General features: G+C 55.0%; 25 protein-coding genes, 1 pseudogene and 1 other annotated feature. Of the genes and pseudogenes, 11 read left to right on the forward strand and 15 right to left on the reverse strand.

Translation table 11 applies throughout. The annotated features are described in order from the left end of the window. A partial coding sequence (gene dnaK / locus ACW14G_RS17095; RefSeq protein WP_455648694.1) for a molecular chaperone DnaK occupies positions 1–1,222 on the reverse strand: 1,222 nt, incomplete at its 3' end. A 357-nt stretch (positions 1,223–1,579) separates the two neighbouring features. Between dnaK and ACW14G_RS17100 the strand changes: the two genes are divergently transcribed. The 4 genes from ACW14G_RS17100 (at position 1,580) to ACW14G_RS17115 (ending at position 5,005) form a co-directional block, all read left to right on the forward strand. Next, positions 1,580–1,984: a DUF2541 family protein gene (locus tag ACW14G_RS17100; RefSeq protein WP_249022349.1), complete on the forward strand. Its 405-nt coding sequence runs from the start codon at positions 1,580–1,582 to the stop codon at positions 1,982–1,984. 32 nt (positions 1,985–2,016) lie between these two features. After that, positions 2,017–2,742, forward strand: a complete 726-nt coding sequence (msyB, locus tag ACW14G_RS17105) for an acidic protein MsyB (protein WP_249022350.1) — start codon at positions 2,017–2,019, stop codon at positions 2,740–2,742. Positions 2,743–2,869: 127 nt separating this feature from the next. Continuing rightward, the gene (gene satP / locus ACW14G_RS17110) at positions 2,870–3,436 is read left to right on the forward strand and encodes an acetate uptake transporter (protein WP_163449296.1); all 567 of its coding nucleotides are present in this window, start codon (positions 2,870–2,872) and stop codon (positions 3,434–3,436) included. A gap of 183 nt (positions 3,437–3,619) precedes the next feature. After that, positions 3,620–5,005, forward strand: a complete 1,386-nt coding sequence (locus tag ACW14G_RS17115) for a hypothetical protein (RefSeq protein ID WP_249022351.1) — start codon at positions 3,620–3,622, stop codon at positions 5,003–5,005. A gap of 38 nt (positions 5,006–5,043) precedes the next feature. Here ACW14G_RS17115 and ACW14G_RS17120 read toward each other — a convergent pair whose 3' ends face one another. After that, positions 5,044–6,339 carry an MFS transporter gene (locus ACW14G_RS17120; RefSeq protein ID WP_249022352.1) on the reverse strand — a complete coding sequence of 432 codons (1,296 nt, stop codon included), beginning with the start codon at positions 6,337–6,339 and terminating at the stop codon, positions 5,044–5,046. A gap of 125 nt (positions 6,340–6,464) precedes the next feature. Next, complete coding sequence (gene mog / locus ACW14G_RS17125) at positions 6,465–7,052, reverse strand: molybdopterin adenylyltransferase (protein ID WP_167576893.1); 588 nt, start codon at positions 7,050–7,052, stop codon at positions 6,465–6,467. 194 nt (positions 7,053–7,246) lie between these two features. On the opposite strand from mog, the gene ACW14G_RS17130 reads away from it, so the two are divergent. Beyond that, positions 7,247–8,185, forward strand: coding sequence for an Rpn family recombination-promoting nuclease/putative transposase (locus ACW14G_RS17130; protein WP_223803355.1), 939 nt, complete (start codon positions 7,247–7,249; stop codon positions 8,183–8,185). A 57-nt stretch (positions 8,186–8,242) separates the two neighbouring features. Here the strand turns inward: ACW14G_RS17130 and tal are convergent, their stop codons facing one another. Beyond that, complete coding sequence (gene tal / locus ACW14G_RS17135; RefSeq protein ID WP_163449301.1) at positions 8,243–9,196, reverse strand: transaldolase; 954 nt, start codon at positions 9,194–9,196, stop codon at positions 8,243–8,245. Between the two features lie 253 nt (positions 9,197–9,449). Between tal and ACW14G_RS17140 the strand changes: the two genes are divergently transcribed. Both ACW14G_RS17140 and yaaA read left to right on the forward strand, forming a co-directional pair. Beyond that, positions 9,450–10,880 (forward strand): alanine/glycine:cation symporter family protein, encoded by a 1,431-nt coding sequence (locus ACW14G_RS17140; protein WP_249022353.1) that lies wholly within the window; start codon positions 9,450–9,452, stop codon positions 10,878–10,880. A gap of 66 nt (positions 10,881–10,946) precedes the next feature. After that, positions 10,947–11,720 carry a peroxide stress protein YaaA gene (gene yaaA, locus ACW14G_RS17145; protein ID WP_163449303.1) on the forward strand — a complete coding sequence of 258 codons (774 nt, stop codon included), beginning with the start codon at positions 10,947–10,949 and terminating at the stop codon, positions 11,718–11,720. Between the two features lie 32 nt (positions 11,721–11,752). Here the strand turns inward: yaaA and ACW14G_RS17150 are convergent, their stop codons facing one another. The 7 genes and pseudogenes from ACW14G_RS17150 to yjjY form a co-directional block, all read right to left on the reverse strand. Next, the gene (locus tag ACW14G_RS17150; protein ID WP_163449304.1) at positions 11,753–12,085 is read right to left on the reverse strand and encodes a DUF2502 domain-containing protein; all 333 of its coding nucleotides are present in this window, start codon (positions 12,083–12,085) and stop codon (positions 11,753–11,755) included. Positions 12,086–12,280: 195 nt separating this feature from the next. After that, positions 12,281–13,567, reverse strand: coding sequence for a threonine synthase (gene thrC, locus ACW14G_RS17155; protein ID WP_163449305.1), 1,287 nt, complete (start codon positions 13,565–13,567; stop codon positions 12,281–12,283). A gap of 3 nt (positions 13,568–13,570) precedes the next feature. Next, positions 13,571–14,500 (reverse strand): homoserine kinase, encoded by a 930-nt coding sequence (thrB, locus tag ACW14G_RS17160; RefSeq protein ID WP_249022354.1) that lies wholly within the window; start codon positions 14,498–14,500, stop codon positions 13,571–13,573. Position 14,501: 1 nt separating this feature from the next. Further along, complete coding sequence (gene thrA / locus ACW14G_RS17165) at positions 14,502–16,964, reverse strand: bifunctional aspartate kinase/homoserine dehydrogenase I (protein ID WP_249022355.1); 2,463 nt, start codon at positions 16,962–16,964, stop codon at positions 14,502–14,504. 26 nt (positions 16,965–16,990) lie between these two features. Next, positions 16,991–17,108: a sequence feature (Thr leader region), on the reverse strand. After that, complete coding sequence (thrL, locus tag ACW14G_RS17170; protein ID WP_074398816.1) at positions 17,047–17,136, reverse strand: thr operon leader peptide; 90 nt, start codon at positions 17,134–17,136, stop codon at positions 17,047–17,049. It overlaps the preceding feature by 62 nt. 189 nt (positions 17,137–17,325) lie before the next feature. After that, the gene (locus tag ACW14G_RS17175) at positions 17,326–18,012 is read right to left on the reverse strand and encodes a tRNA/rRNA methyltransferase (RefSeq protein ID WP_163449308.1); all 687 of its coding nucleotides are present in this window, start codon (positions 18,010–18,012) and stop codon (positions 17,326–17,328) included. Between the two features lie 400 nt (positions 18,013–18,412). Beyond that, positions 18,413–18,554: pseudogene (gene yjjY, locus ACW14G_RS17180) on the reverse strand (YjjY family protein). 96 nt (positions 18,555–18,650) lie between these two features. On the opposite strand from yjjY, the gene arcA reads away from it, so the two are divergent. Continuing rightward, positions 18,651–19,367, forward strand: a complete 717-nt coding sequence (gene arcA / locus ACW14G_RS17185; RefSeq protein ID WP_015966004.1) for a two-component system response regulator ArcA — start codon at positions 18,651–18,653, stop codon at positions 19,365–19,367. A 40-nt stretch (positions 19,368–19,407) separates the two neighbouring features. Here the strand turns inward: arcA and creA are convergent, their stop codons facing one another. Then, on the reverse strand, positions 19,408–19,890 hold the full coding sequence (gene creA / locus ACW14G_RS17190; protein ID WP_163449309.1) for a protein CreA: 483 nt from the start codon (positions 19,888–19,890) through the stop codon (positions 19,408–19,410). A 211-nt stretch (positions 19,891–20,101) separates the two neighbouring features. Here creA and robA point away from each other — a divergent pair, with 211 nt between their 5' ends. Further along, positions 20,102–20,971 (forward strand): MDR efflux pump AcrAB transcriptional activator RobA, encoded by an 870-nt coding sequence (gene robA, locus ACW14G_RS17195; RefSeq protein ID WP_163449310.1) that lies wholly within the window; start codon positions 20,102–20,104, stop codon positions 20,969–20,971. Here the strand turns inward: robA and gpmB are convergent. Continuing rightward, entirely contained in the window at positions 20,968–21,615 is a 648-nt protein-coding gene (gpmB, locus tag ACW14G_RS17200; protein ID WP_163449311.1) for a 2,3-diphosphoglycerate-dependent phosphoglycerate mutase GpmB, read from the reverse strand. The two genes, robA and gpmB, sit on opposite strands and share 4 nt — an antisense overlap. A gap of 53 nt (positions 21,616–21,668) precedes the next feature. Here gpmB and yjjX point away from each other — a divergent pair, with 53 nt between their 5' ends. Further along, a complete protein-coding gene (gene yjjX, locus ACW14G_RS17205) occupies positions 21,669–22,187 on the forward strand; it encodes an inosine/xanthosine triphosphatase (protein WP_167576908.1) in 519 nt (172 codons plus the stop codon). A gap of 57 nt (positions 22,188–22,244) precedes the next feature. Here the strand turns inward: yjjX and trpR are convergent, their stop codons facing one another. Then, complete coding sequence (trpR, locus tag ACW14G_RS17210; protein ID WP_163449313.1) at positions 22,245–22,574, reverse strand: trp operon repressor; 330 nt, start codon at positions 22,572–22,574, stop codon at positions 22,245–22,247. Positions 22,575–22,637: 63 nt separating this feature from the next. Next, complete coding sequence (gene sltY, locus ACW14G_RS17215) at positions 22,638–24,575, reverse strand: murein transglycosylase (protein ID WP_419057295.1); 1,938 nt, start codon at positions 24,573–24,575, stop codon at positions 22,638–22,640. A gap of 90 nt (positions 24,576–24,665) precedes the next feature. Here sltY and ACW14G_RS17220 point away from each other — a divergent pair. Further along, on the forward strand, positions 24,666–24,849 hold a 184-nt coding region (locus ACW14G_RS17220; RefSeq protein WP_455648695.1), incomplete at its 3' end, for a hypothetical protein.

The raw sequence follows: 24,849 nt of genomic DNA on the forward strand, positions 1-24,849 counted from the left end.
TCACACCGCCCATGGTTTCGATACCCAGAGACAGCGGGGTAACGTCCAGCAGCAGCACGTCTTTTACTTCACCGGTCAGAACGCCGCCCTGAACCGCTGCGCCGATAGCAACAGCTTCGTCCGGGTTAACGTCTTTACGCGGCTCTTTACCGAAGAACTCAGCAACTTTCTTCTGCACCATTGGCATACGAGTCTGACCACCGACCAGGATAACGTCCTGGATATCGGATACGGACAGGCCAGCATCCTGCAGCGCAACTTTCAGCGGCTCGATAGAACGGTTAACCAGGTCTTCTACCAGGCTTTCCAGTTTCGCACGGGTCACTTTGATGTTCATGTGTTTCGGACCGGTCGCGTCTGCGGTGATGTACGGCAGGTTCACGTCGGTCTGCTGAGCGGAAGACAGTTCGATCTTCGCTTTCTCAGCGGCTTCTTTCAGGCGCTGCATCGCCAGCGGGTCGTTACGCAGGTCAATGCCCTGATCTTTCTTGAACTCGTCAACGAGGTAGTTGATCAGACGGGTATCGAAGTCTTCACCACCCAGGTGGGTATCACCGTTGGTTGCCAGAACTTCAAAGGTTTTTTCGCCATCAACTTCGTCGATTTCGATAATAGAGATATCGAAAGTACCACCACCGAGGTCGTAAACCGCGATAGTACGGTTGCCGACTTCTTTATCCAGACCGTAAGCCAGTGCAGCTGCGGTTGGTTCGTTGATGATACGTTTTACTTCCAGACCTGCGATACGGCCAGCATCTTTGGTTGCCTGACGCTGAGCATCGTTGAAGTAAGCAGGTACGGTGATAACCGCTTCAGTTACCGGTTCACCCAGGTAATCTTCAGCCGTTTTCTTCATTTTTTTCAGCACTTCAGCAGAAATCTGCGGCGGTGCCATTTTCTGGCCTTTAACTTCGACCCATGCGTCGCCGTTATCAGCAGCAATAATTTTGTACGGCATGATGGAAACATCACGCTGTACTTCTTCGTCCTGGAAGCGGCGGCCAATCAGGCGTTTAATCGCAAACAGGGTGTTTTGCGGGTTTGTCACTGCCTGACGTTTAGCCGGCTGACCAACCAGAGTTTCACCATCCTGGGTATAGGCAATGATAGAAGGCGTGGTGCGATCGCCTTCGGCGTTCTCCAGCACGCGTGCAGTAGTGCCATCCATAATCGCTACACAAGAGTTGGTAGTACCCAGGTCGATACCAATAATTTTACCCATCTAAACGTCTCCACTAAAAATTCAGTCAACATGTGGTTGTGAATCTGTAATAAGGGCGAAACCTACGGTTTCAACTGCCCTGAATCGTTTTTTTTCAGACTCACTCACTGCGGTTGACTACAAGATGGGGTCGCAACGTCATCCATCAAGGGGCAAAATTAAAAATTTTTCATTCAGTGCGGTTTTATTTCCGGCGTTTCGCCAAACGCATTCACGACATAAATATAAAAACATCAATTTATTCAGTTAATTGCTGTCATAAGTTGTCATAATTCAGCGCTGAAAACCGAACCGACGAGGAATAAAATTTAGCGCAGCATTTTGCTCACTAAAATGGCCCCTCCGGTAAGGAATACAATGAAAACCCTTTTAAACGTCTCAGTCAGTCTGGCGTTTGGTCTGCTGCTGGCCAGTTCCGCCTACGCCAACGACCACAAAACGCTGGGCGTTATCGCCCTTCCCCGCAACGAAACTAACGATCTCACCCTGAAGCTCCCGGTATGTCGAGTCGTGAAGCGCATCAAACTCAGCGTGGATCGCGGCGACGCACAGCTGAGCGGCGCTTCGGTGTACTTTAAGGCCGCCCGCAGCAGCAGCCAAAGCCTCAACGTTCCATCTTCACTCAAAGAAGGCCAAACGACGGATTGGATCAACATCAACAGCGACAATGACAACAAACGCTGCGTGTCCAAAATCAGTTTCTCAGGCCATACCGTCAACTCTTCCGACATGGCATCGCTGAAAATCATCGGCGACGATTAATCTTGCTCCGCTAACATAAGTCACGAACGTAAATGAAAGTCTCCTATCTGAACGATGAAGATCTCGTGTTCCTCCAGCACTGTAGCGAAGAACAGCTGGCGCGCTTAGCTGTGCTGATGACCCACAATGAAAAGGGCAAACGTCGCCTGTCGAGCGCGCTGCTGCACAATGAGCTGTACATGTCGATGGAGGGCCATCCGGAGCAGCACCGTCGCAACTGGCAGCTGATCGCCGGCGAGTTTCAGCACTTTGGCGGCGATAGCATCGCCAACCAGATCCGCGGCCACGGCAAGCTGTACCGTGAAATCCTGCGCGATGTCGCCAAACGTCTGGGGCTGAAAGCCGACAAAACGATGCCGACCGCGGCCATTGAGAAGCAGCTGCTGGAACAGTTTGTTCGCCATGCGTGGAAACGGATGAACGACGAACAGAAAGCCCGCTTTCACGCGGCAATCCAGCTGAAGGTCATGGAAGTGGAAGCTTTACTGCCGCAGCTTATCGATCACCATCGTCTGGATCACGGCATTGAACACCTGCTGGACAGTCAGCTCAGCCACATTTTGCATAAACATGCCGCCGTCAGCGTCATCGGCCACGGCCTGATGCGCGGCGCCGGTCTTGGCGGCCCGGTTGGCGCCGCGGTGAACGGCGTGAAAGCCGTCAGCGGTAGCGCCTATCGCGTCACCATTCCGGCTGTGCTGCGCATTGCCTGCCTGCGTCGGTTGATTGCCCGCGCGGCGTTACAGCGTGCCGGATGAGTTAAAGGGGGAAAATAGTTCATTTTCCCCTGATCAGATCATAGACAGCCCGTTTACTCCTGATTATGATGCCGCGCCCCCAGCAGTGGGGAGATTATTTCACCATTCAATGATGATTTGAGGAATTATGGGCAACACTAAGTTGGCTAACCCGGCACCGCTGGGCCTGATGGGCTTCGGCATGACCACCATTCTGCTTAACCTGCATAACGCCGGTTTCTTCGCCTTTGACGGCATTATTCTCGCTATGGGTATTTTTTACGGTGGTATCGCGCAGATTTTCGCGGGCCTGCTGGAATACAAGAAAGGGAATACTTTCGGTCTGACCGCTTTCACCTCTTACGGCTCTTTCTGGCTGACTCTGGTCGCCATTCTGCTGCTGCCGAAGATGGGTCTGTCCGACGCACCTAACGCGCAGTTCCTCGGCGCTTACCTGGGCCTGTGGGGCGTGTTCACGCTGTTCATGTTCTTCGGTACCCTGAAAGCCGCACGCATGCTGCAGTTCGTGTTCCTGAGCCTGACCGTGCTGTTCGCGCTGCTGGCGATTGGCAACATCAACGGCAACGAAGCAATTATTCACGTAGCGGGTTGGGTTGGCCTGGTTTGTGGCGCGAGCGCTATTTACCTGGCAATGGGTGAAGTGCTGAACGAACAGTTCGGTCGCACCGTACTGCCGATTGGTGAAAAACACTGATCCTCGCCTCATCCTGAAAAACGCCGGGCCTGTCCGGCGTTTTTTTTACCCATAAACTACCGATACTGGGATTATCGCTTCCTGATAATTTGCGCTATTTTCAATAACTTCTCATGATAAAAAGGATTATTGATGATGCGCCTCACCTCAGCTTGCCCCCTGATTCTGGCCTGTGGAGCCTTGATGCCCGTTGGTGCCAGTGCGCTACCAACGCCTGAAGTCAGAAGCGTTGACTGGGATAAGGAAAATACCGTACGCGTCGGGGATAGCATCAATACCGTGTATCGGATTACGATGTCAGAGGGATCACGTAATCATCTTTGGCTAAACGTTGATTGCCAAACCCATGAAAAAACGCTGCTGTATATGAACCTGCACACGGTAACCGGGAGCAATATCCGCGCCTACGGCGGTAACTCTTTCGCCCGCTATATTCCCGGCGTCCCTTTCGAGCCCGATGCCGATAGCCTGCTCAGCACTAACCCTGCACTCGATGTCTGCAAACAAAACGTCGCGCCGCCTCGTTGGGTAGGACTCACTGCCGCAGATAAGAACGGCGACCAGCCGTTTATCGACCTGAATAACAGCCATCGCGAGGGCAATATGCTCAATCTGCGCGTAGGCACGGATTACGCTCAGGTTCATCGCGAAAAGAAATATGACGCGCCCTACGACTTTAAAATCAGCCAGATGCAGGTTAATTGCGATAACCAGCAGGCGCGCATTGAACGAACGTTCTCTCTGAATGCCAACGTTGTGACTGACAACACCACAACCACGGATTCCGCCTTCACTTCCCTCCCCGCCACGCTTACCGCCCCCGTGAAGCAACTGTGTGCTCTACAGGATCTCAACGCGTTTACCGGCAGCGGCGCGTGGGTAGCCCGGCAGAAAACCGAAGCTGATGCGCCGCTGACAATCCCCGATTTCGAGCACAACGATCCTGCGGCCTTAGCTCGTTACCCGCTTCCCGAAACGGTAAGCAAGACAGCAGCGCAGGTACTGAAAAACGGGAGTAACGCGCCTGTGTTTTCCAGCCTCACCTATACGCCGGTGTGGCCTGGCGACAGCGATATTAAGGGCAAAACGCGCATCGACAGGCTGCCGGACGGCAGTACCCTCACGCTTGATACGCTGATACTCAAAGGGGTGACGTTCTATAGCCAGTACCATCGGTTATTCAATATCGTTGATCTGAAACAGTGGGATTCGATGAAAAATAGCCCGTTCATCGCCCAGACGCTGGAAACCAACTTTAGCGTGACGCCGGAGGCTGGCCAGCCGTACCACTGGCATGCGGTACTGCAAGATGATACCGCCCCGGAGGGAAGCAAATCGAAGCGTCAGGATTGTCGTGTGGAAGGCCCGTGGCGCGATGCCTCAACGCTGAACAAGGCTTTCCCTGGGCGCTATATCGAACTTATCTGTACCGACGATCGGGGCGATGGCAGAGCAATGAGCAGCGATTACGCCTGGCTGGAAAATTTGCGCGTCTTCATTCGCATCGGTTATCAGGAAGCGGGGCAGAAAAAACGGTTTACCTTTAAAGACGTCACCATTATTCGCTAGCACACGCGACGCCGGGGTCGACGCCGCGTGGTGTCGGCTTACGCCTTGGCAGGGGCGCTGCTTACTGCGGGTATCTCTTTACGCAGCCAGATGCCGAGCCCAAGGCCAATCAACGACAGCGCCAGTACATACCAGGCTGGCGCCATCGGCGAAACGCCCATCAACATGGTGACGGCAATCGGCGTCAGGCCGCCAAAAATGGCGTAAGAGACATTGTAGGAGAAGGAAATACCACTAAAGCGCACCTCCGCCGGGAAGGCGCGCACCATCACGTAAGGCACGGCGCCAACCACGCCAACGCACAGACCTACCAGCCCATATAACAGGAACAGTTGCTCAGGATGCGTTCCCGCGAGGTGATAGAAGAACCAGCTTGAGCAGGCCAGTAAAATACTGCCAACAATAAACGTCTTGCTCGCGCCGACACGATCGACGATTAACCCTGCCAGCAGGCAGCCAACGCACAGCATCACCGTCGCCACGCTATTAGCCTGTAACGTCAGCGCGGGGACGTAACCGTACTGCTTTTGCAGCCACACCGGTGACATCAGAATCACCACGACAATACCTGCGGAGAGCAGCCAGGTCAGCAGCATCGAAACCACCACCGCCTGCTTATGCTTGAGCACCACCGACTTGATCGGCAGTTCTTGCGCCAGCGCTTTGCGCTGCTGCATTTCGAGAAAAACAGGCGTCTCCTGCAACCAGCGTCGCAGGTACATTGCCACCAGGCCAAACGCGCCGCCCAGCAGGAATGGAATTCGCCAGCCGCCGTCGTGGATCGCCTGCACGGTAAGCTGCGTGTTAATGAGCGTTGCCACCACGGAGCCCAGCAGGATCCCCACCGTCAGCCCTGCCGTCAGCGTGCCGCAGGCGATACCAATGCGCCGCGCCGGGACGTGCTCGGCCACGAACACCCACGCCCCCGGGACTTCACCGCCAATCGCGGCCCCTTGCAAAATACGCATCAACAGCAGCAGCAACGGCGCCACCAGCCCGGCAGTGGCATACGTCGGCAGCAGGCCAATCGCCAGCGTCGGCACCGCCATTAGCAGGATGCTGAGGGTAAACATTTTTTTGCGCCCGACCAGATCGCCGAAGTGCGCCATAATGATGCCACCCAGCGGGCGAGCCAGATAGCCAGCCGCAAAGATGCCGAAAGTTTGTACCTGGCGCAGCCATTCAGGGATATCTGCCGGGAAGAAAAGCTCCCCGACCACGGCGGCAAAGAAGACGAAGATGATGAAATCATAAAACTCCAGCGCGCCGCCCAGGGCGGCCAGCGTCAGCGTTTTATAATCTTGTCGATTCAGAGGTCGGGTGTAATGTGACATAACAAACCATTCGCAAAGTTGAGCTGTTGATATAAGTTTACGATTTGTGTAAAGCAAAAATGACTATACCGTAAACCCTATCGCACTCCAGAGGAATGATAGGTTATGTCAGAAAAGCATCACATTCAGGATAAAGTCTCGCGACGCGCGCTCTTAGGACGAAATGCTGCTACAACGTGCGGATGGGTCTCGATATAGGGCCCTTCCAGCAACTGTACACAATACGGTACACTTGCAAAGATACCGTTCACCAGCACCTTACCTTCAGCATCTTTAACCCCTTCCAGCGTCTCCTGAATGGCCTTCGGCTGCCCCGGAAGGTTGAGAATCAACGCCTGTTTACGAATCACGCCCACCTGACGAGAGAGGATCGCCGTCGGCACAAAGTGCAGGCTCACCTGACGCATCTGCTCGCCAAAACCCGGCATCACGCGGTCGGCAATCGCCAGCGTGGCATCCGGCGTCACATCGCGACGCGCCGGGCCGGTACCGCCGGTGGTCAGCACCAGGTGGCAGCTCATCTCATCAACCAACTCGCACAGGGTTTGCTCGATAATGGTTTGCTCATCGGGGATCAGTCGGGTTTCGATTTCAAATGGCGTCGCCAGTGCGCTGCCCAACCACTCTTCAAGCGCCGGCAGGCCTTTGTCCTGGTAAACACCGCTGGATGCGCGGTCAGAGATAGAAACTAAGCCAATGCGTAAAGTGTTCATGATTATTCCGTTAAAACTGTACTGTTGAGCAGAATGATACACGTGAATGGTCGGTAATACTAAGACACCGGAGGGGTAATCTCCTGCCGTTTCCCGAGGCTCGCCGCAAAATCAGCCTGGCGATTGATAATTTGCTATCGAGAAAATAACCGTGGTGGCAGACTCCGCCCACACGCTTCCACGGAGGGCCAGACATGCGAAAGAACAGGACACCCACGCCGCATGATTTAGTGTTTAAAACGTTTCTCTCGACGATGGAAACTGCACGCGATTTTATCGCAATCCATCTTCCTCCTGCGCTTTTACAGCTGTGCGACCTACAAACACTACAGCTAGAGTCTGGAAGCTTTATCGAAGAAGACTTACATCCCTATTTCAGCGATATGCTGTACTCGCTTAAAACCGCTTGCGGTGACGGCTACATCCACGTGTTAATAGAGCATCAGAGTTCACCAGACAGACATATGGCCTTTCGTCTGATGCGCTATGCGATTGCCGCTATGCAGCGACATCTGGAGGCGGGTCACAACGCGCTGCCCCTGGTGATCCCCATTTTGTTTTATCAGGGCCGAAGAAGCCCTTACCCCAATTCAATGAACTGGCTGGATGAATTCAGCGACCCGGTGGTTGCTGGGCGTATTTATAGCCAAAATTTCCCGCTGGTTGATATCACGGTTATCCCCGATGATGAAATCATGCGCCACCGGAGTATGGCGGCGCTGACTTTAATTCAAAAACACATTCGCCAGCGCGATCTCACCCGGCTTCTCGATAAGCTCGCCATCCTGTTAACCCGCAATCACATCAGCGGACAACAGGTGATTGCACTGGTAAACTATATGCTTCAGGCGGGAGAGGCTCAGGATGCCCGCACATTGCTGTACGAAATGGCGCAGCGCGCGCCTCAGTATGGAGACGAACTGATGACGTTAGCAGAGCAGTTAAAGCAGGAAGGCCGCAACGAAGGAATACAGCAGGGAATACAGCAGGGGATGCAACAAGGTATCCAAACCGGGGAACGCGAAGCGTCGCGTAAAATAGCGCGGGCGATGCTCGAAAAAGGTATCCCGGCAGCCGATATCATTGAAATGACCGGCGTAAGCGCCGAAGAGCTCCCCTCACTACAGCATTAAAAAAACAGCCCGCTCTCGGCAAAGAGAAGCGGGCTGTTGCGTTACGGCCTGACAAGATTACAGCAGGTCGCCGATCATTTTTTCCAGTTTTTCCTGGTCAATCGCAAACTTACGGATACCTTCCGCCAGTTTGTCTACCGCCATCGGATCCTGGTTGTGTTGCCACAGGAACTCAGACTCGGTGATGCGGCTCGGACGCGCTTTCACTTCACCGGTGAAGGTCAGTTTACGCTCCAGCGGGCCTTCGCTTTCTGCCAGCTCTTTCAGCAGCGCAGGTGCGATGGTCAGGCGGTCGCAGCCGGCCAGCTCAAGGATTTCGCCGATGTTACGGAAGCTTGCGCCCATCACTACGGTTTCATAGCCGTGCTCTTTGTAGTACTGGTAGATTTCGCTCACGGAAACCACACCTGGATCTTCCGCAGGCGCGTATTCTTTCTTATCAGTATTGGCTTTGTACCAATCCAGAATACGACCAACAAACGGGGAGATCAGGTATACGCCCGCTTCCGCACAAGCACGCGCCTGAGCGAAGGAGAACAGCAGGGTCAGGTTACAGTTGATACCGTCTTTTTCCAGCTGCTCCGCCGCGCGGATGCCCTGCCAGGTAGAAGCCAGTTTGATCAGGATGCGATCGTTGCTGATGCCAGCATCGTTGTACATTTTGATCAGACGTTTGGCTTTGGCGATGGACGCTTCGGTGTCATAGGAGAGACGCGCGTCAACTTCGGTAGAAATACGGCCCGGGACCAGTTTCAGGATTTCCAGACCGATGTTCACGGCCAGTTTGTCGGTAGCATCTACAACCTGCTGCGCACGGTCGCTGCTCTGGCTACGCGCCCACGTTACCGCATCGTCAATCAGTTTACGGTACTCAGGAATCTGTGCTGCGCCCAGAATCAGGGAAGGGTTGGTTGTCGCATCCTGAGGCTGATACAGCTTCATTGCTGCGATGTCTCCGGTGTCAGCCACTACGGTTGTGTACTGACGCAGAGATGTCAATTTATCCGTCATGATAGTGTTTCTCTTTAAACAGCTGTTAGGGGGATGTAACCGGTCTGCCTCGATAATATCACGCCGCTCTCTCAGCGCAACCGCCGACATCATGAGAGCGCAGAGTATGATAAACTCATGCATTGGACTTTCAGACGTGGCCGTGGTGCGCGCTGAATATGGTAACGCTTACATTGGCTGAATCGAATCGTGTGAAGCACCGTTAGCTTCCGGGGTTCAGCCGCCCGTTTTGGCATAGACAAGAGGACGTTTAATGCCTGATTTCCTGTCTTTTATCAGCGAAATACTGTGGGGCTCGGTAATGATTTACCTGCTCCTTGGCTGTGGTATCTGGTTTACATGGAGAACCGGCTACATCCAGTTTCGCTACATCCGTCAGTTTAGCAAAAGTCTGAAAAGAAGCCTGAAACCGGGCGAAGGCGGATTAACTTCATTCCAGGTGCTGTGCATCAGCCTGGCCGCGCGCGTCGGCAGCGGTAACCTGGCAGGCGTGGCGCTGGCGATTACCGTCGGCGGCCCCGGCGCGGTGTTCTGGATGTGGGTCGCGGCGATTATCGGCATGGCGAGCAGCTTCGCCGAGTGCTCGCTGGCACAGCTCTACAAAGAACGTGACGCCAACGGGCAGTTCCGTGGCGGGCCCGCCTGGTATATGACGCGCGGACTGGGCATGCGCTGGATGGGCGTGCTCTTCTCCCTGTTCCTGTTGCTCGCCTACGGGCTCATCTTCAATACCGTGCAGGCCAATTCCATGGCACACGCATTGAATTATGCTTTCGACATTCCCTTCAACTTCACCGGCGTCGTAGTGGCCTTCTTCGCCCTGTTGGTCATGATGCGCGGCATGAAAGGCGTGGCGCGGCTTAGCCAGTGGCTGGTGCCGCTGATGGGACTGGTGTGGGTTGTTACCTGCCTGCTGATCTCGCTGTGGCATATCGGTGAAATGCCCGACATCATCAACATGATTATTCGCAGCGCCTTTGGCCTGCAAGAAGCGGCGGCTGGCGCCGTCGGCTACAGCGTCAGCCAGGCGATTACCAGCGGCTTCCAGCGCAGCATGTTCTCCAACGAAGCGGGGATGGGGTCCACGCCTAACGCGGCCGCCGCCGCGGCCTCCTTCCCCCCTCATCCGGCGGCGCAGGGCATCGTACAAATGATTGGCGTGCTGATTGATACCATCGTTATCTGTAGCGCCAGCGCAATGGTTGTATTGCTGTCGGGTCACGGCACCAAAACCACCGGCTATGACGGCATTCAGCTTATTCAGCACGCGATGAACGTGCTGGTTGGCAACTGGGGCGCAAGTTTTGTGGCGATAGTCATGGTGATGTTTGCTTTTACGTCGATCGTCGCCAACTACGTTTACGCCGAAAACAATCTGATCTTCTTACGCTGCAATAAGCCCTGGGCCATCTGGCTGCTGCGTATTGGCACTCTGTTGATGGTGGTCATCGGCAGTCAGCTCAGCTTGCCTGTCGTCTGGCAGATGGCTGACGTGATTATGGCGCTGATGGCAATCACTAACTTGTCGGCCATTTTGTTGCTGTCTCCGGTGGTCAAAATCATCGCCCGTGATTACCTACGCCAGCGTAAACTTGGCGTCACGCCGGTGTTCGATCCTGACTATTATCCGGAGATCGCCCAACAACTCGCGCCGGAAAGTTGGGATCAACCACCGCGCCAATAGCAGCAATCGATCACCTGCGGCCCTTTTTTTGTTAAAGTTGCGTGAAATTTTCTGCAAGGACTGGATATGCTGATTCTGATTTCTCCTGCTAAAACGCTCGACTACCAAAGCCCGCTGGCCACCACGCGCTATACCCAGCCGATGCTGCTGGAGCACTCTCAGCAACTGATCGGCGTTGCGCGCAAGCTTTCAGCGCCGCAGATTAAAGCGCTGATGGGGATTAGCGACAAGCTGGCGGATTTAAACGCCACCCGCTTCCACGACTGGCACCCGGACTTCACGCCGGAGAACGCCCGCCAGGCGATTCTGGCGTTTAAAGGCGATGTTTATACCGGGCTTCAGGCGGAAACCTTCAGCGAAGCCGATTTTGACTTCGCCCAGAAGCACCTGCGTATGCTCTCTGGCCTGTATGGCGTGCTGCGTCCGCTGGATCTCATGCAGCCTTATCGTCTGGAAATGGGGATTCGTCTTGAGAACCCGCGCGGGAAAGATCTGTATCAGTTCTGGGGTGAGGAAATCACCCATACGCTGAACGCCGCGCTGCACGATCAGGGCGACGATATCGTGGTGAATCTGGCATCAGATGAATACTTCCGCTCGGTGAAGCCGAAAGCGTTGAAGGGGCAAATCATTAAGCCCGTCTTCCTCGATGAGAAAAACGGTAAGTTTAAGGTGATTAGCTTCTACGCCAAAAAGGCGCGCGGGCTAATGAGCCGCTACATCATTGAGAACCGTCTGTCGAAACCAGAGCAGTTGACCGGTTTTAATAGCGAAGGGTATTTCTTTGATGCGGAAAGTTCGAGCGCCGAAGAGTTAGTCTTCAAGCGCCACGAACAGTAAGCAGGTAGCCCGCAGGCTACCTGAATTCGCGATTAATGATGGCCTGACGGTGGGCGATGATCGTCGCCGTGACCGTGATTATCATGACCGTGGTCATCGTGACGATTGTCATGATGGTCATCGTGCCCGCGGTTATCGTGATGCGGCGGCGGGGGCGTGTGGGCATGCCAGCGGTTGTCGCGCCATTCATAGTGATCGTTCCACCAGCCGTGGTCGCGCCAGTGGCCGCCGTCCCAGTAACGACCGTTATTGTCCTGGTCGCCAATTTGCAGTTTCACAGCCGGAACCAGCGTAATCTCTGCGGCCTGAGTGATAACCGGAGCCGCCAGCATCATTGCCAGTGCAAACATCGCAGGTTTTAACATGGGTAACTCCTTGGTTCTTCGTTCGCCAGTATGGCCGATGAAGAGAGATTACCGCCGCGGAACCCGCGTTGTTATTCTCCGCAATCCTATATTGTAACCACCCGCATTTATTGGGAAATTCTCCTTTTTTCCTGCCGAATTCCTGCATAATTTCTCCCTGATTCCCCCTCCATGCTGGAAGGGGAAACGGAGACATTACGCCTTGCTCATCATCAGATTACGCAGCGCAGCGTAGTCGGCTGGCAGGTTATGCGATAACAGTGGCAGATCGGCGCGATCCGCCAACGCTTTTGGCAGCGGCAGCGTTTCATCGAGGATCTCTTCCACACTTTCTTTGAACTTCGCCGGATGCGCGGTACCGAGAAACAGGCCGTATTCACCCGGTTGCAGCTGGTCACGCAGCGCGCGGTAGGCAATCGCCGCGTGCGGTTCAGAGGTGTAGCCCAACGCTTGCAGCTCACGCATGGTCGCTTTGGTGGTTTCATCATCCACCGCCGCATAGCCCAGCTCGTTCAGACGCCAGATTTTACGGCGGAACAGCTCTTCCACGCGCGGCCAGTTATTCGGCTGACTGACGTCCATGGCGTTAGACAACGTCGCCTGAGTGGCTTTCGGCGCCCACTTGCCGTCCTGCAGGAAGCGCGGCACGGTGTCGTTGGCGTTGGTGGCGGCGATAAAGCGCTTCACCGGCAGGCCGAGCGACTTGGCCAGCAGGCCCGCGGTCAGATCGCCAAAGTTACCGCTTGGCACGGAAATCACCAGCTGATTACGCGCTTCCTGCGGCAGCTGCGCCACCGCTTCGAAGTAATAGCAAATCTGCGCCAGCAGGCGGCTGATGTTGATGGAGTTAGCGGAGTTCAGCCCCAGCGCGACTTTCAACTCTTCGTCATCGAACGCCTGCTTCACCAGCGCCTGACAGGCGTCGAAGTCACCGTCGATCGCCACGGTTTCAATGTTGCCACCCAGGGTACAGAACAATTTTTCCTGCAGCGGGCTGATCTTACCGCGCGGGTACAGGATCACCACTTTGACGTTCGGCAGACCGTAGAACGCGTGCGCCACGGCGGCGCCGGTATCGCCGGAGGTCGCCGTCAGGATAGTCACCGGCTTGTCGCCAGCGATATGAGTCAGCATCTGCGCCATAAAGCGGCCGCCGAAGTCTTTGAACGCCAGAGTCGGACCGTGGAACAGTTCGAGACAGCCAACGTCTTCCTGCACCTTATTCACCGGCGCCGGGAAGGTGAACGCCGTCGCGATACGCGCGGCAAGCTCGGCTTCCGGGATCTCATCGCCGATAAACGCGGAGAGAATTTTCGCGCTGCGGGTGACGAAATCCTGCGTCAGCAGTTCATCAATGTCGGTCAGGTTGAATTCCGGTAAATCTAACGGAAAGAACAGCCCCTGTTGCTTGCCAAGCCCTTGAGTCACGGCCTGCGCAAAGCTGACCTGCTCATTGTGATCTTTTAGGTTATAGAGTTTCATCGGTTATCCCACTACTCGTGCGCCCGCCGTGTCCAGCCGGCAAATATGAACGAAGCCTTCTTGATTCTGCAAATAATGCTGACCGAGCCAGTCCGCCACGCGCTGCGCGGTCTCGGTTTTGTCGCACAGGGCAAACAGCGTCGGCCCGGAGCCGGAGATGCCACAGGCCACGGCGCCAATGCCGGCTACCGCCTGACGTGCTTCGCTGAAACCCGGTAACAGTTTGGTTCGGTACGGCTCGGCAATCACGTCTTTCATCAGTTTTGCCGCCAGCTGCGGCTGACGGGAATAGCAGGCGTGAATAAAGCCCGCCAGATGACGGCCGTGAGCCACGCAGTCCTGACGACGATACTGAGCGGGCAGAATCGCCCGCGCTTCCGCGGTAGAGACCTTAATGCCCGGATAGGCCAGTACCCATAGCCAGTCGTCAAAGCACGGCACCTGCTGGCTGATAATGTCATTCTCTTCGATCATCAGTTGCATTCCGCCGAGATAGCACGGCGCGACGTTGTCGTAATGCACGCTGCCGGAGATACGTCCTTCCAGCTCGCCCATCAGGGCCAGCATCCGGGTTTCATCCAGCGGCCTGCCGCAGTGTTCATTCATCGCCACCAGCGCGGCAACCACGGAACAGGCGCTGGAACCCAGCCCTGAACCAATCGGCATGTTTTTTTCCAGCGTCATCGCCACCGGGATTTCTTTGCCAATCTCCAGGCAGAAGCGTTCCCAGCACTGATACACGATATTTTCGTGCGGTTCGCTCGGCAGTTTATCCGCAAAGCGCCCTAAATTTTGCAGGCTGAAGCGGTCTGCCGCCTCAACCGATACGTTGTCGCCCAGCAGGCTGCCGTCGATCGGCGTGACGGCGGCACCCAGTACATCAAACCCGACGCTCATATTGGCACTGGAAGCCGGGGCATACACCTTAACCATTTTAAACTCCTAACTTCCATGACAATGTGCGCAGAAGATCGGCAAATACCCCTGCCGCCGTAACATCGTTGCCTGCGCCATAGCCGCGCAGCACCAGCGGCAGCGGCTGATAATAGTGGCTATAAAACGCCAGCGCGTTCTCGCCGTTTTTCACTTTGAACAGCGGGTCGTTGCCGTCAACGGCGGCAATTTTCACCCGGCAGACGCCGTCTTCTTCAATATTGCCAACATAGCGCAGCACTTTGCCTTCATCACGCGCTTTCGCCACGCGGGCGGAAAATTCATCGTCAAGCTGCGACAGACGCGCCATAAAGCTCTCAGTATCGCCGGTGGCGTCAAAACTTTCTGGCAGCACCGATTCGACCACAATATCACTCAACTCGAGGCTACGCCCGGTTTCACGCGCCAGAATCAGCAGCTTACGCGCGACATCCATACCCGAGAGATCATCACGCGGATCCGGTTCGGTATAGCCCATCTCACGCGCCACTTTGGTTGCCGCCGACAGGCTCATGCCTTCGTCCAGCTTGCCAAAGATAAACGACAGTGAGCCAGACAGAATGCCGGAGAAGCGCTGTAGCTCATCGCCCGCGTTGAGCAGGTTTTGCAGGTTTTCAATGACCGGCAGCCCCGCCCCGACGTTGGTGTCGTAGAGGAATTTGCGGCGCGAATGGCCAGCCGCGTGACGCAACTGGTGGTAGTAGTCCATCGACGAGGTGTTGGCCTTTTTGTTCGGCGTCACCACGTGGAAACCTTCGCGCAGGAAATCAGCGTACTGATCGGCCACCGCCTGGCTGGAAGTGCAGTCGACGATCACCGGGTTCAGCAGGTGATACTCTTTCACCAGACGAATCAGACGCCCAAGGTTAAACGGCTCTTTAGCTTCCTCCAGCTCCGCCTGCCAGTTTTCCAGATTCAGCCCATGCACGCTGGTCAGCAGCGCGCGGGAATTCGCCACGCCGCAGACGCGCAGGTCGATGTGTTTTTTCTTCAGCCACGCCTGCTGGCGTTTAATCTGCTCAAGCAGCGCCCCGCCGACGCCGCCGACGCCCACCAGGAAGACTTCAATCACCTGGTCGGTGTTAAACAGCATCTGATGCGTGACGCGAACGCCCGTGGTGGCGTCGTCGTTGTTGACCACCACGGAGATTGAACGCTCAGAGGAACCCTGGGCAATCGCTACGATGTTGATGTTAGCGCGGGCCAGCGCGGCAAAAAACTTCGCCGAGATGCCGCGCAGCGTGCGCATACCATCGCCGACAACGGAGATGATCGCCAGACGCTCCATGATCGATAACGGCTCCAGCAGCTCTTCTTTCAGCTCCAGATAGAACTCATCTTCCATCGCCTTCTTCGCCCGCGCACAGTCGCTCTGGGGCACGCAGAAGCTGATGCTGTACTCGGATGAGGATTGGGTAATGAGCACCACGGAGATGCCCGCGCGCGACATGGTAGCAAACACGCGAGCGGCCATGCCGACCATGCCTTTCATCCCCGGGCCGGAGACGTTGAACATCGCCATATTATTGAGGTTGGAGATGCCCTTAACCGGTAGCGCATCATCGTCGCTGCTGGCGCCGATTAGCGTACCTGGAGCCTGTGGATTACCGGTGTTTTTAATCAAGCAAGGGATTTGGAACTGGGCGATAGGGGCAATGGTACGCGGGTGAAGCACTTTGGCGCCGAAGTAGGAAAGCTCCATCGCTTCCTGGTACGACATGCTCTTCAGCAGCACCGCGTCCGGTACCTGGCGCGGATCGCAGGTATAAACGCCGTCGACGTCGGTCCAGATCTCGCAACAGTCTGCGCGTAAACAGGCGGCCAGTACGGCGGCGGAGTAGTCGGAGCCGTTACGCCCCAGCACCACCAGTTCCCCCTTCTCGTTACCGGCGGTAAAGCCTGCCATCAGCACCATATGGTCCGCCGGAATCTGGCTGGCGGCGATGCGGCGAGTAGATTCAGCAATATCGACTGTCGATTCAAGGTAGTGGCCAACGGCCAGTAGTTTCTCAACCGGGTTAATCACCGTCACCTTGTGGCCACGGGCGCTCAGCAGCCCGGCCATGATGGCGATAGAGAGCTTTTCGCCGCGACAGATCAGGCCAGCGTTGACGCTGTCCGGGCACTGACCGAGCAGACTGATACCGTGGAGAATATGTTTGATCTGGGCAAATTCGAGCTCAACGGCCGCCTTCAGTTCCGTCAGCGGAAAACCCGGCTGGGCGGTAGCAAGCCCTTGAAGAAGTTCAGCAAAGATACGTTCGGCGTCGGCGATGTTGGTCAGCGCGTCCTGGCCGCCAATGGTTTTTTCAATCATCGCCACCAGATGGTTGGTGATTTTTGCCGGGGCAGAAAGCACGGTTGCTACCTGCCCCTGCCTGGCGTTGCTTTCCAGGATGTCGGCAACACGCAGAAACCGTTCCGCATTTGCCACTGATGTACCGCCGAACTTCAAGACTCGCATGGTTTTTACCCCTTGATCTTCAGTCGAAAAAAAAAGCCCGCACTGTTCAGGTGCGGGCTTTTTTCTGTGTTTCCTGTACGCGTCAGCCCGCACCGTTACCTGTGGTAATAGTGGTGGTGGTAATGGTCATAATGCTGCTGATGCGAATCATGGATGTTGTGTGCTCTGTCATTTAGCTGTCTGTGCCTTATACCCCTATTGGTTAAAGTATCTGGCCAACTAAGTCAATGAATTTCTAACTTCGTCACGTTTCGCAATCAATTCACATCCGCCCGTTCATTCGCCGACAAACCACCACAACGGCCATAAGTTTTGCAAAATACCAACCAATAACACCATACGAAAATACAATGACAGAATTTTACTCTGTCATATTTTTTTCAATATCATGCAGCAAACGATGCAACATTGCCGTATCGCGTTGCTCAAGTAAGCCAATACGTTGTTGCAGCCAATCGGCCAGTTTTACATCTCCGGCTACCTCGAGCCGCTCGAGCAATTTGCTGATACGCGCCCTTAACGCAATCAGCTGATTTTCGTCACCTGTCGTTGCTGGGGGGTTCGCGTTTTGTAACAGTGAGGAAAGCTGATAACAATACACCATCACCGCCTGCCCGAGATTCAGCGACGGATAATCCGCCACCATCGGCACACCGGTTAACACATCCGCTAACGCCAGTTCATCATTGGTTAACCCGGAATCCTCACGGCCAAACACCAGCGCGGCATGGTCCATCCACTGCGCTTTTTCGGTCAACATTGGCACCAGTTCCTGCGGCGTGGCGTAATAGTGGAATCGGGCACGGCTGCGCGCGGTAGTCGCTACGGTGAAATCCACATCGTGCAGCGCTTCCGCCAGCGTTGGGTAGCAGGTGATGCCGTCAAGGATGTCGGTAGAGCCATGAGCCACCCATCGCGCGGCGGGTTCCAGGTGCGCAACGCTATCAACGATACGCATGTCATTAAATCCCATGGTTTTCATGGCACGGGCAGCGGCACCGATATTTTCGGCCCTTGCTGGCGAAACCAGCACAATAGATAAGTGCATTTAAAGTTCTCTTAACTTACTGTTCTCAGGCAATAATGTGATGTACATCAACATATTGCGCAGCGCGAATTTACAAAAATGCAACAAAAATCACTGAAATGATGTTTCATAACATATAAAAAACGCTAAACTATTCAGTGCGAAATCTTTCGTTTTATATGTTAACAGACAGCGGATATCTTACTGTTTATATGAACTATTTTCATTCGCACATGGTGATAGTAATTGGATTCATCACATTTATCAGTTAACCTGTGCAACTAGTTGAGTTGTGGAAAAAATGTGATAGGCGTTATCATTCCAGAGCGATGATTTCACCAAACTGTTAACGTGCTACAATTGAATTTGATATATGTCAACGAAGCGTAGGTTTATTGGCAGTCTGGTGTCTCTTTGCCTGTTATGTTGCTGTTAAAATGGTTAGGATGACAACCGTTTTTGACACTGTCGGGTCCAGAGGGAAGAGTACCCACGACCAAGCTAATGATGTTGTTGACGTTGATGGAAAGTGCATCAAGAACGCAATTACGTACTTTAGTCACGTTACGCCGATCATGTTAATTTTCGACATGCATCAGGCAGGTCAGGGACTATTGGTACTTCCTGTTTCGATTTAGTTGGCAATTTAGGTAGCAAACATGCAGACCCCGCACATTCTTATCGTTGAAGACGAGTTGGTAACACGCAACACGTTAAAAAGTATTTTCGAAGCAGAAGGCTACGATGTTTTCGAAGCGACCGATGGCGCGGAAATGCATCAGATCCTGTCTGAAAATGATATCAACCTGGTAATCATGGATATCAACCTGCCGGGGAAAAACGGCCTTCTGCTGGCACGCGAACTGCGCGAGCAAGCAAATGTCGCCCTGATGTTCCTGACCGGCCGCGACAATGAAGTCGACAAGATCCTCGGTCTGGAAATTGGTGCAGATGATTACATCACCAAGCCGTTCAACCCGCGTGAACTGACTATCCGTGCACGTAACCTGCTGTCCCGTACCATGAACCTGGGTACCGTCAGCGAAGAACGTCGTAGCGTAGAAAGCTACAAGTTCAACGGCTGGGAGCTGGACATCAACAGCCGCTCTCTGGTGAGCCCGAACGGTGAACAGTACAAGCTGCCGCGCAGTGAATTCCGCGCCATGCTGCACTTCTGTGAAAACCCGGGCAAGATTCAGTCTCGTGCTGAACTGCTGAAGAAAATGACGGGCCGTGAGCTGAAGCCGCACGACCGTACGGTTGACGTGACCATTCGTCGCATCCGTAAACATTTCGAGTCTACGCCGGATACGCCGGAAATCATCGCCACCATTCACGGCGAAGGTTACCGCTTCTGCGGCGAGCTGCAGGAATAAGAAAACAAAACGGCGCGTTAAGCGCCGTTTTTTTTGCTCCCTACTTTGCCGCAGTGCCCCACGGCATAATCGGTACGGCGCTAATCGCGTTTTTTGGCGAACCGTCTACCACCTTGTCGGAGTAGGCCAGATAGGCGAGCACGTTGCGTTTTTCGTCATAGAAACGCACAACCTGTAGCGATTTAAACACCAGCGACGTACGCTTTTTAAAGACCACGTCACCGTCCGCTTTACCGCTCTTAATTTTGTCGCTGAGCTCAACCGGGCCAATCTGCTGGCAGGAAATGGCTGCATCCGAGGTGTCTTCAGCCAGCCCCAGCCCGCCTTTAATGCCGCCCGTCTTCGCCCGGCTGACATAGCAGGTCACGTTTTTGACATCGGGATCGTCAAAGGCCTCCACCACGATTTTATGATCCGGCCCAAACATTTTGAATACCGTATCCACAGAACCAATCTGCTCCGCGTGAACCGCCAGGCTGGAGACGCCGAGTAACAGACCTGCCATTAATTTCTTGTATTTCATATTGTTACCATTTCCGTCGATTGAGTTGTGTGATTATTCAACATCTAATTAGAAAGTGTTTAAAGATCACAGCTTTACAAAAAACAGCGCCGAATCTTATGTAAAAACGCATTTATGCATAAAAAAAACACTGAATGCTAAAACAGCAAAAGATGCTATTATCCGCTACTTTGGTAACAGGCACATAAGATTTTAAGGATGAGGGCACTTTATGGATCAGGCTGGAATTATTCGCGATCTCCTCGTTTGGCTAGAAGGGCACCTGGATCAGCCTTTATCGCTGGATAATGTGGCGGCAAAAGCGGGTTATTCTAAATGGCACCTGCAACGCATGTTCAAAGATGTCACCGGCCACGCCATCGGCGCTTACATTCGCGCCCGCCGTCTGTCTAAATCTGCCGTCGCACTGCGTCTGACTGCGCGTCCTATCCTGGATATCGCGCTGCAGTATCGTTTTGACTCCCAGCAGACGTTCACCCGCGCGTTTAAAAAGCAGTTTACGCTGACGCCGGCGCTGTATCGTCGCTCGCCGGACTGGAGCTCCTTCGGGATGCGTCCACCGCTGCGCCTGGGTGAGTTCACGATGCCAAAATACGAATTCATTACCCTACCGTCCACCCACCTGGTGGGCGTCACCCAGAGCTATACCTGCAAGCTGGAAGAGATTTCCGACTTCCGCCAGCAAATGCGAGTTCAGTTCTGGACTGATTTCCTCGGCAACTCACCCTCTATTCCGTCAATGCTGTACGGGCTGCATGAACCGCGCCCGAGCCTCGAAAAAGATGATGAGCAGGAAGTGTTCTACACCACGGCGCTCACACCTGAGCTGGCTAACGGCCACATCAACGATGCCCATCCGGTCACGCTGGAAGGCGGCGAGTACGTGATGTTCACCTATGAAGGGTTGGGAACCGGCCTGCAGGAGTTTATCCTGACGCTGTACGGCACCTGCATGCCAATGCTCAACCTGACCCGCCGTAAGGGCCAAGATATCGAACGCTTCTTCCCACAGGACGAAGCACGGCATCAGGAACCGCCAATTATGCTGCGCTGCGAGTACCTGATCCCGATTCGTCGCTAACGCTGTAGCTCATCCAGAGCAGGGGTATCGAGATGCGAGATATCCCCTGCCGTTTCCACCACCCATCCCGGCGCCAACCACAGGCTTTCCTGATAGTCCACCCGTGAGATAGAACAGTTACGCAGACGCAGACGACGCTCCGCGTGCGCGGGCAACCCCAGAATCGTACTCACCAGACAGCCCAGCGCAATCCCGTGGCTCACCAGCAACGGACGACTGCCCGGCGGCAGATCCAGACAGGCAGCCAGACCCGCGTGCATACGCTCGCTCAGCTCCTGCATCGACTCGCCCTGCGGAATACGACCATCCGGCGTGCCGTTGACCACCAGCCGACGCCACTCTTCTTCTTCTGCGGTCAGAGAATCAAGATGACGCTGCTCCAGCACGCCCATATCCAGCTCGCGCAGGCGCGCGTCCAGGGTCACGCCGCAGCCGCAGGCATCGGCAATGATCTCGGCGGTACGGCGCGTACGGCCCAGATCGCTGGCGATAACATGCGTGATGCCGTAGGTGCGCACGCGCTCCCCCACCTGCACCGCCTGCTGCTCTCCTTTAGCCGTCAGGGGGCTATCGGACTGGCCTTGAATACGCCGCTCGGCGTTCCAACGGGTTTCGCCATGGCGAACAAGATATACCTGTAACATGTTTTTTATCCGTTATACTGCGATGACATTTTATTATCTGAGTTGTGTAGATTATGCATCAAGTTGTCTCCGCTACCACCAATCCTGCTAAAATTCAGGCAATTCTTGCGGCTTTTGAGCTGATCTTTGGCGAAGGTACCTGCCAAATCGACGCCATCTCCGTCGATACGGGCGTACCAGAGCAGCCCTTCGGCAGCGAGGAAACCCGCGCCGGGGCGCGTAATCGTGTCGCGAATGCCAAAGCCGTACGCCCGGATGCGGATTTTTGGGTGGCAATTGAAGCAGGAATTGATGAAGGTGCGACCTTCAGTTGGGTGGTGATTGAAAGCCGCGACCAGCGTGGTGAAGCGCGTTCTGCAACGCTCCCGCTGCCAGAGATGATTCTCGAACAGGTACGGGCGGGAGAAGCGCTCGGCCCGGTGATGTCGAAGTACACCGGCATCGATAAAATTGGTAATAAAGAAGGGGCGATTGGCGTCTTCACCGCCGGCGTGCTGACCCGCAGCAGCGTATACCACCAGGCAGTCGTACTGGCGTTAAGCCCGTTCCATAACGCGCTCTACCGCGAGTAGGCCTGATAAGGCGAAGCCGCCATCAGGCACAACGGCGCACGTTGCCGGATGGCGGGCCTACCGTTGCGTTTTGGGCAGGGTTTGCTCCAGCCACTGGCGCAGCTCTACCGGTGCCGATTTAAGGCTGTTCGATCCACGGGTGATCGTCGCGATCCCCGCGCCCAGCTCGTTTTTCAGCTCACGCTGGCTCATTTCTCCGCGCAGCAGTTCTTCGATAATCCGCACGCGGGTGCCCAGCGCTTCGCGCTCATCCGGGGTCATCATTAGATTGAGCAACGGTAGCGCAAGGTCGTCGGTATATGCCAGACGCAGAAGCTCCACAAAGCGAAGCCACTCCTGGTTACGCTGCTCAGCCACTGTCGCTGAATAAGGGGATTGTTGGGTCATCTCGGGCCACCATGTTATGCATGTACTCTTAAACGAGTACAAGCATAACACAGGTCTAACCTATCAGTAACGCCGTTGCCATTCATTACTGCTGAGCACGTCTTCTTTCTGGCCCATAAAGTGGCGATAGTAGGCGTCGTAAGCCAGCACGTTTTTGACATAGCCGCGCGTTTCCGAGAACGGAATGCTCTCGATAAAGGCCACCGCATCAATGCGCCCGGCGCTGTTGCCAAGCCAGCTGCGCACGCGCCCAGGCCCAGCGTTATACGCCGCTGAAGCAAAAATACGGTTATTTTCAAACTGCTGGTACACATACTGCAGGTAGCTGGTGCCAATATTGATATTGGTCTCAGGATCCAACAACTGCGCCGGATTGCTGTAGCCCGGCAGATTAAACATTTTCACCGTATGGGTCGCGGTACCCGGCATAATCTGCATCAGACCGCTAGCGCCAACCGGCGACTTTACCTTCGGATTCCACGCGCTTTCCTGGCGCGCAATCGCCATGGCGTAGCTTTGCGGGATGTCTTTACCGGAGGTATAACGCACAAACAGGTCGTTATAAGCCAGCGGGAAACGCTCCTGTAGGTTATCCCACAGTTTACCCGCAATCGTCGCCTGCACGCTCAGATCCCACCAGTGTTGATCGAAAGCGTAACGCGCTAACTGTGCCTGCTCCGTCTGGGTGCGGCTGCTCACCAGATTGGCCCACTCGCTGCGCGCCGTATTGTCCTGATTCCAGTACATTAACTCGCGTACGCGCGCCATTTCCGCCCCGCCGGTGAGCGCGGAGGAAATGGCCCCCGGCGCTTTTTCTACCCGCAGCGCGTAAGGTTCGCCCAGACGCTGCGCGGCCACCATCGGATAGAAGCCGCGCTGCTGCATCAGCGACAGCAGGATGCTGCGCGCTTCGTCATCGCGTCCCCGCTCCATCAGCAGATCGGCTTGCCAGTAACGCCATTCATCCTTCTCTTTCGCTTCCATCGGCAGCCGCGCCAACCACGTATTCAAACCAGAACGATCTCCCGTGCCGAGCGCCATACGCACCCGGCGTTCAACCAACGAGGTCGACTGCGAGCGCATAATGGCATCATCACGCCAGCGCGCCTGTTCGTCGGTCACATCCGTTCCCATCAGACGCCAGGCAACGGTATCGCGCAGCTCCTGAGCTTGTTCGTCATTGAGTTGTTGCGCCTGAATCAACATCGGGATCATCAGACGCGCATTTTCCACGTCCTGACGCGCGACGCTGGTAAACGCTACCGCCGCCAGTTGACGGGTGAAATCCGTCGCCCCGGTTGTACGCGCAAAGGTCAGCACGGTATTTGGGTTATTGGCCAAATCAGTAATCGCCGTCGCGATAGTTTGATACTCAGCAGGCATTTGCGAGGCTAGCGCTTTCACCAGACTGGTGTTGCCCGCCTTCATTGCCAGACGAATGCGTTCAAGGTATGCCAGCGGATCCTGCGTCCCGGATGCCCGCCAGGCGCTGAACAGCGGATCGCAGGCATTAGGCCGACTCTGCCCGGTCAGCCACAGGGTTTTCGCGCCCTCCCAGGCTCCCTGGGTATCGCCCACATTGTATTTGGCATAGTAATAGTTGCACTGCGCCTCGGCGGTACCGGGCTTATCGGGGCTAAAAGCCAGCAGGCCGCGCCAATCCTGGCGGCGAGCCAGCTCGTTGACGAAGCGGTTTTTAAGGGTACGGGCCGGAGGTAGCGTTGGGTTAGCCTGCACAAAGTTGCTGACCGCTAACGTCGGGGTATTCATCAGGTCGCTGGTTATCTGGCGATATTGCAGGTACGGGTACAGCGGGTAATCCCGCAGGGTCGGCATCAGTTGCTCGACCACGTCCATCTGGCGGTTATCCCAGGCCTGTTTGATTTGCGCATAACGGCTACGTTGTTGATCCAGTGAATCGGCGCGGGCAACGCTACTGATTGTCAGCAGGCAGACACTGGCTGCCAGCAGACGCCACGTAAATTGTTGGGCTTTTTGCACAAGCTCTTCCTCGTTGTCACGTTACGTCGGTGCAGCATCATGCCGCGTAATCATTTGATGCTAACGACTGATCGGCTAATGCGCCACGCCATGAACACTTTTTTACGTTTTATCTGCGATGTCGCGCACCTGAATTTGCCTGCTGGGATTGGTCGGGGAAAACAGCTACACTTCGCCTTTGAAAACTCTATTCATCACGATAAAAAAGAGGCGAAGTCCACGTGGCTCAATTCGTTTATACCATGCATCGTGTCGGCAAAGTTGTTCCGCCGAA

The organism is Kluyvera sp., from assembly GCF_965301105.1.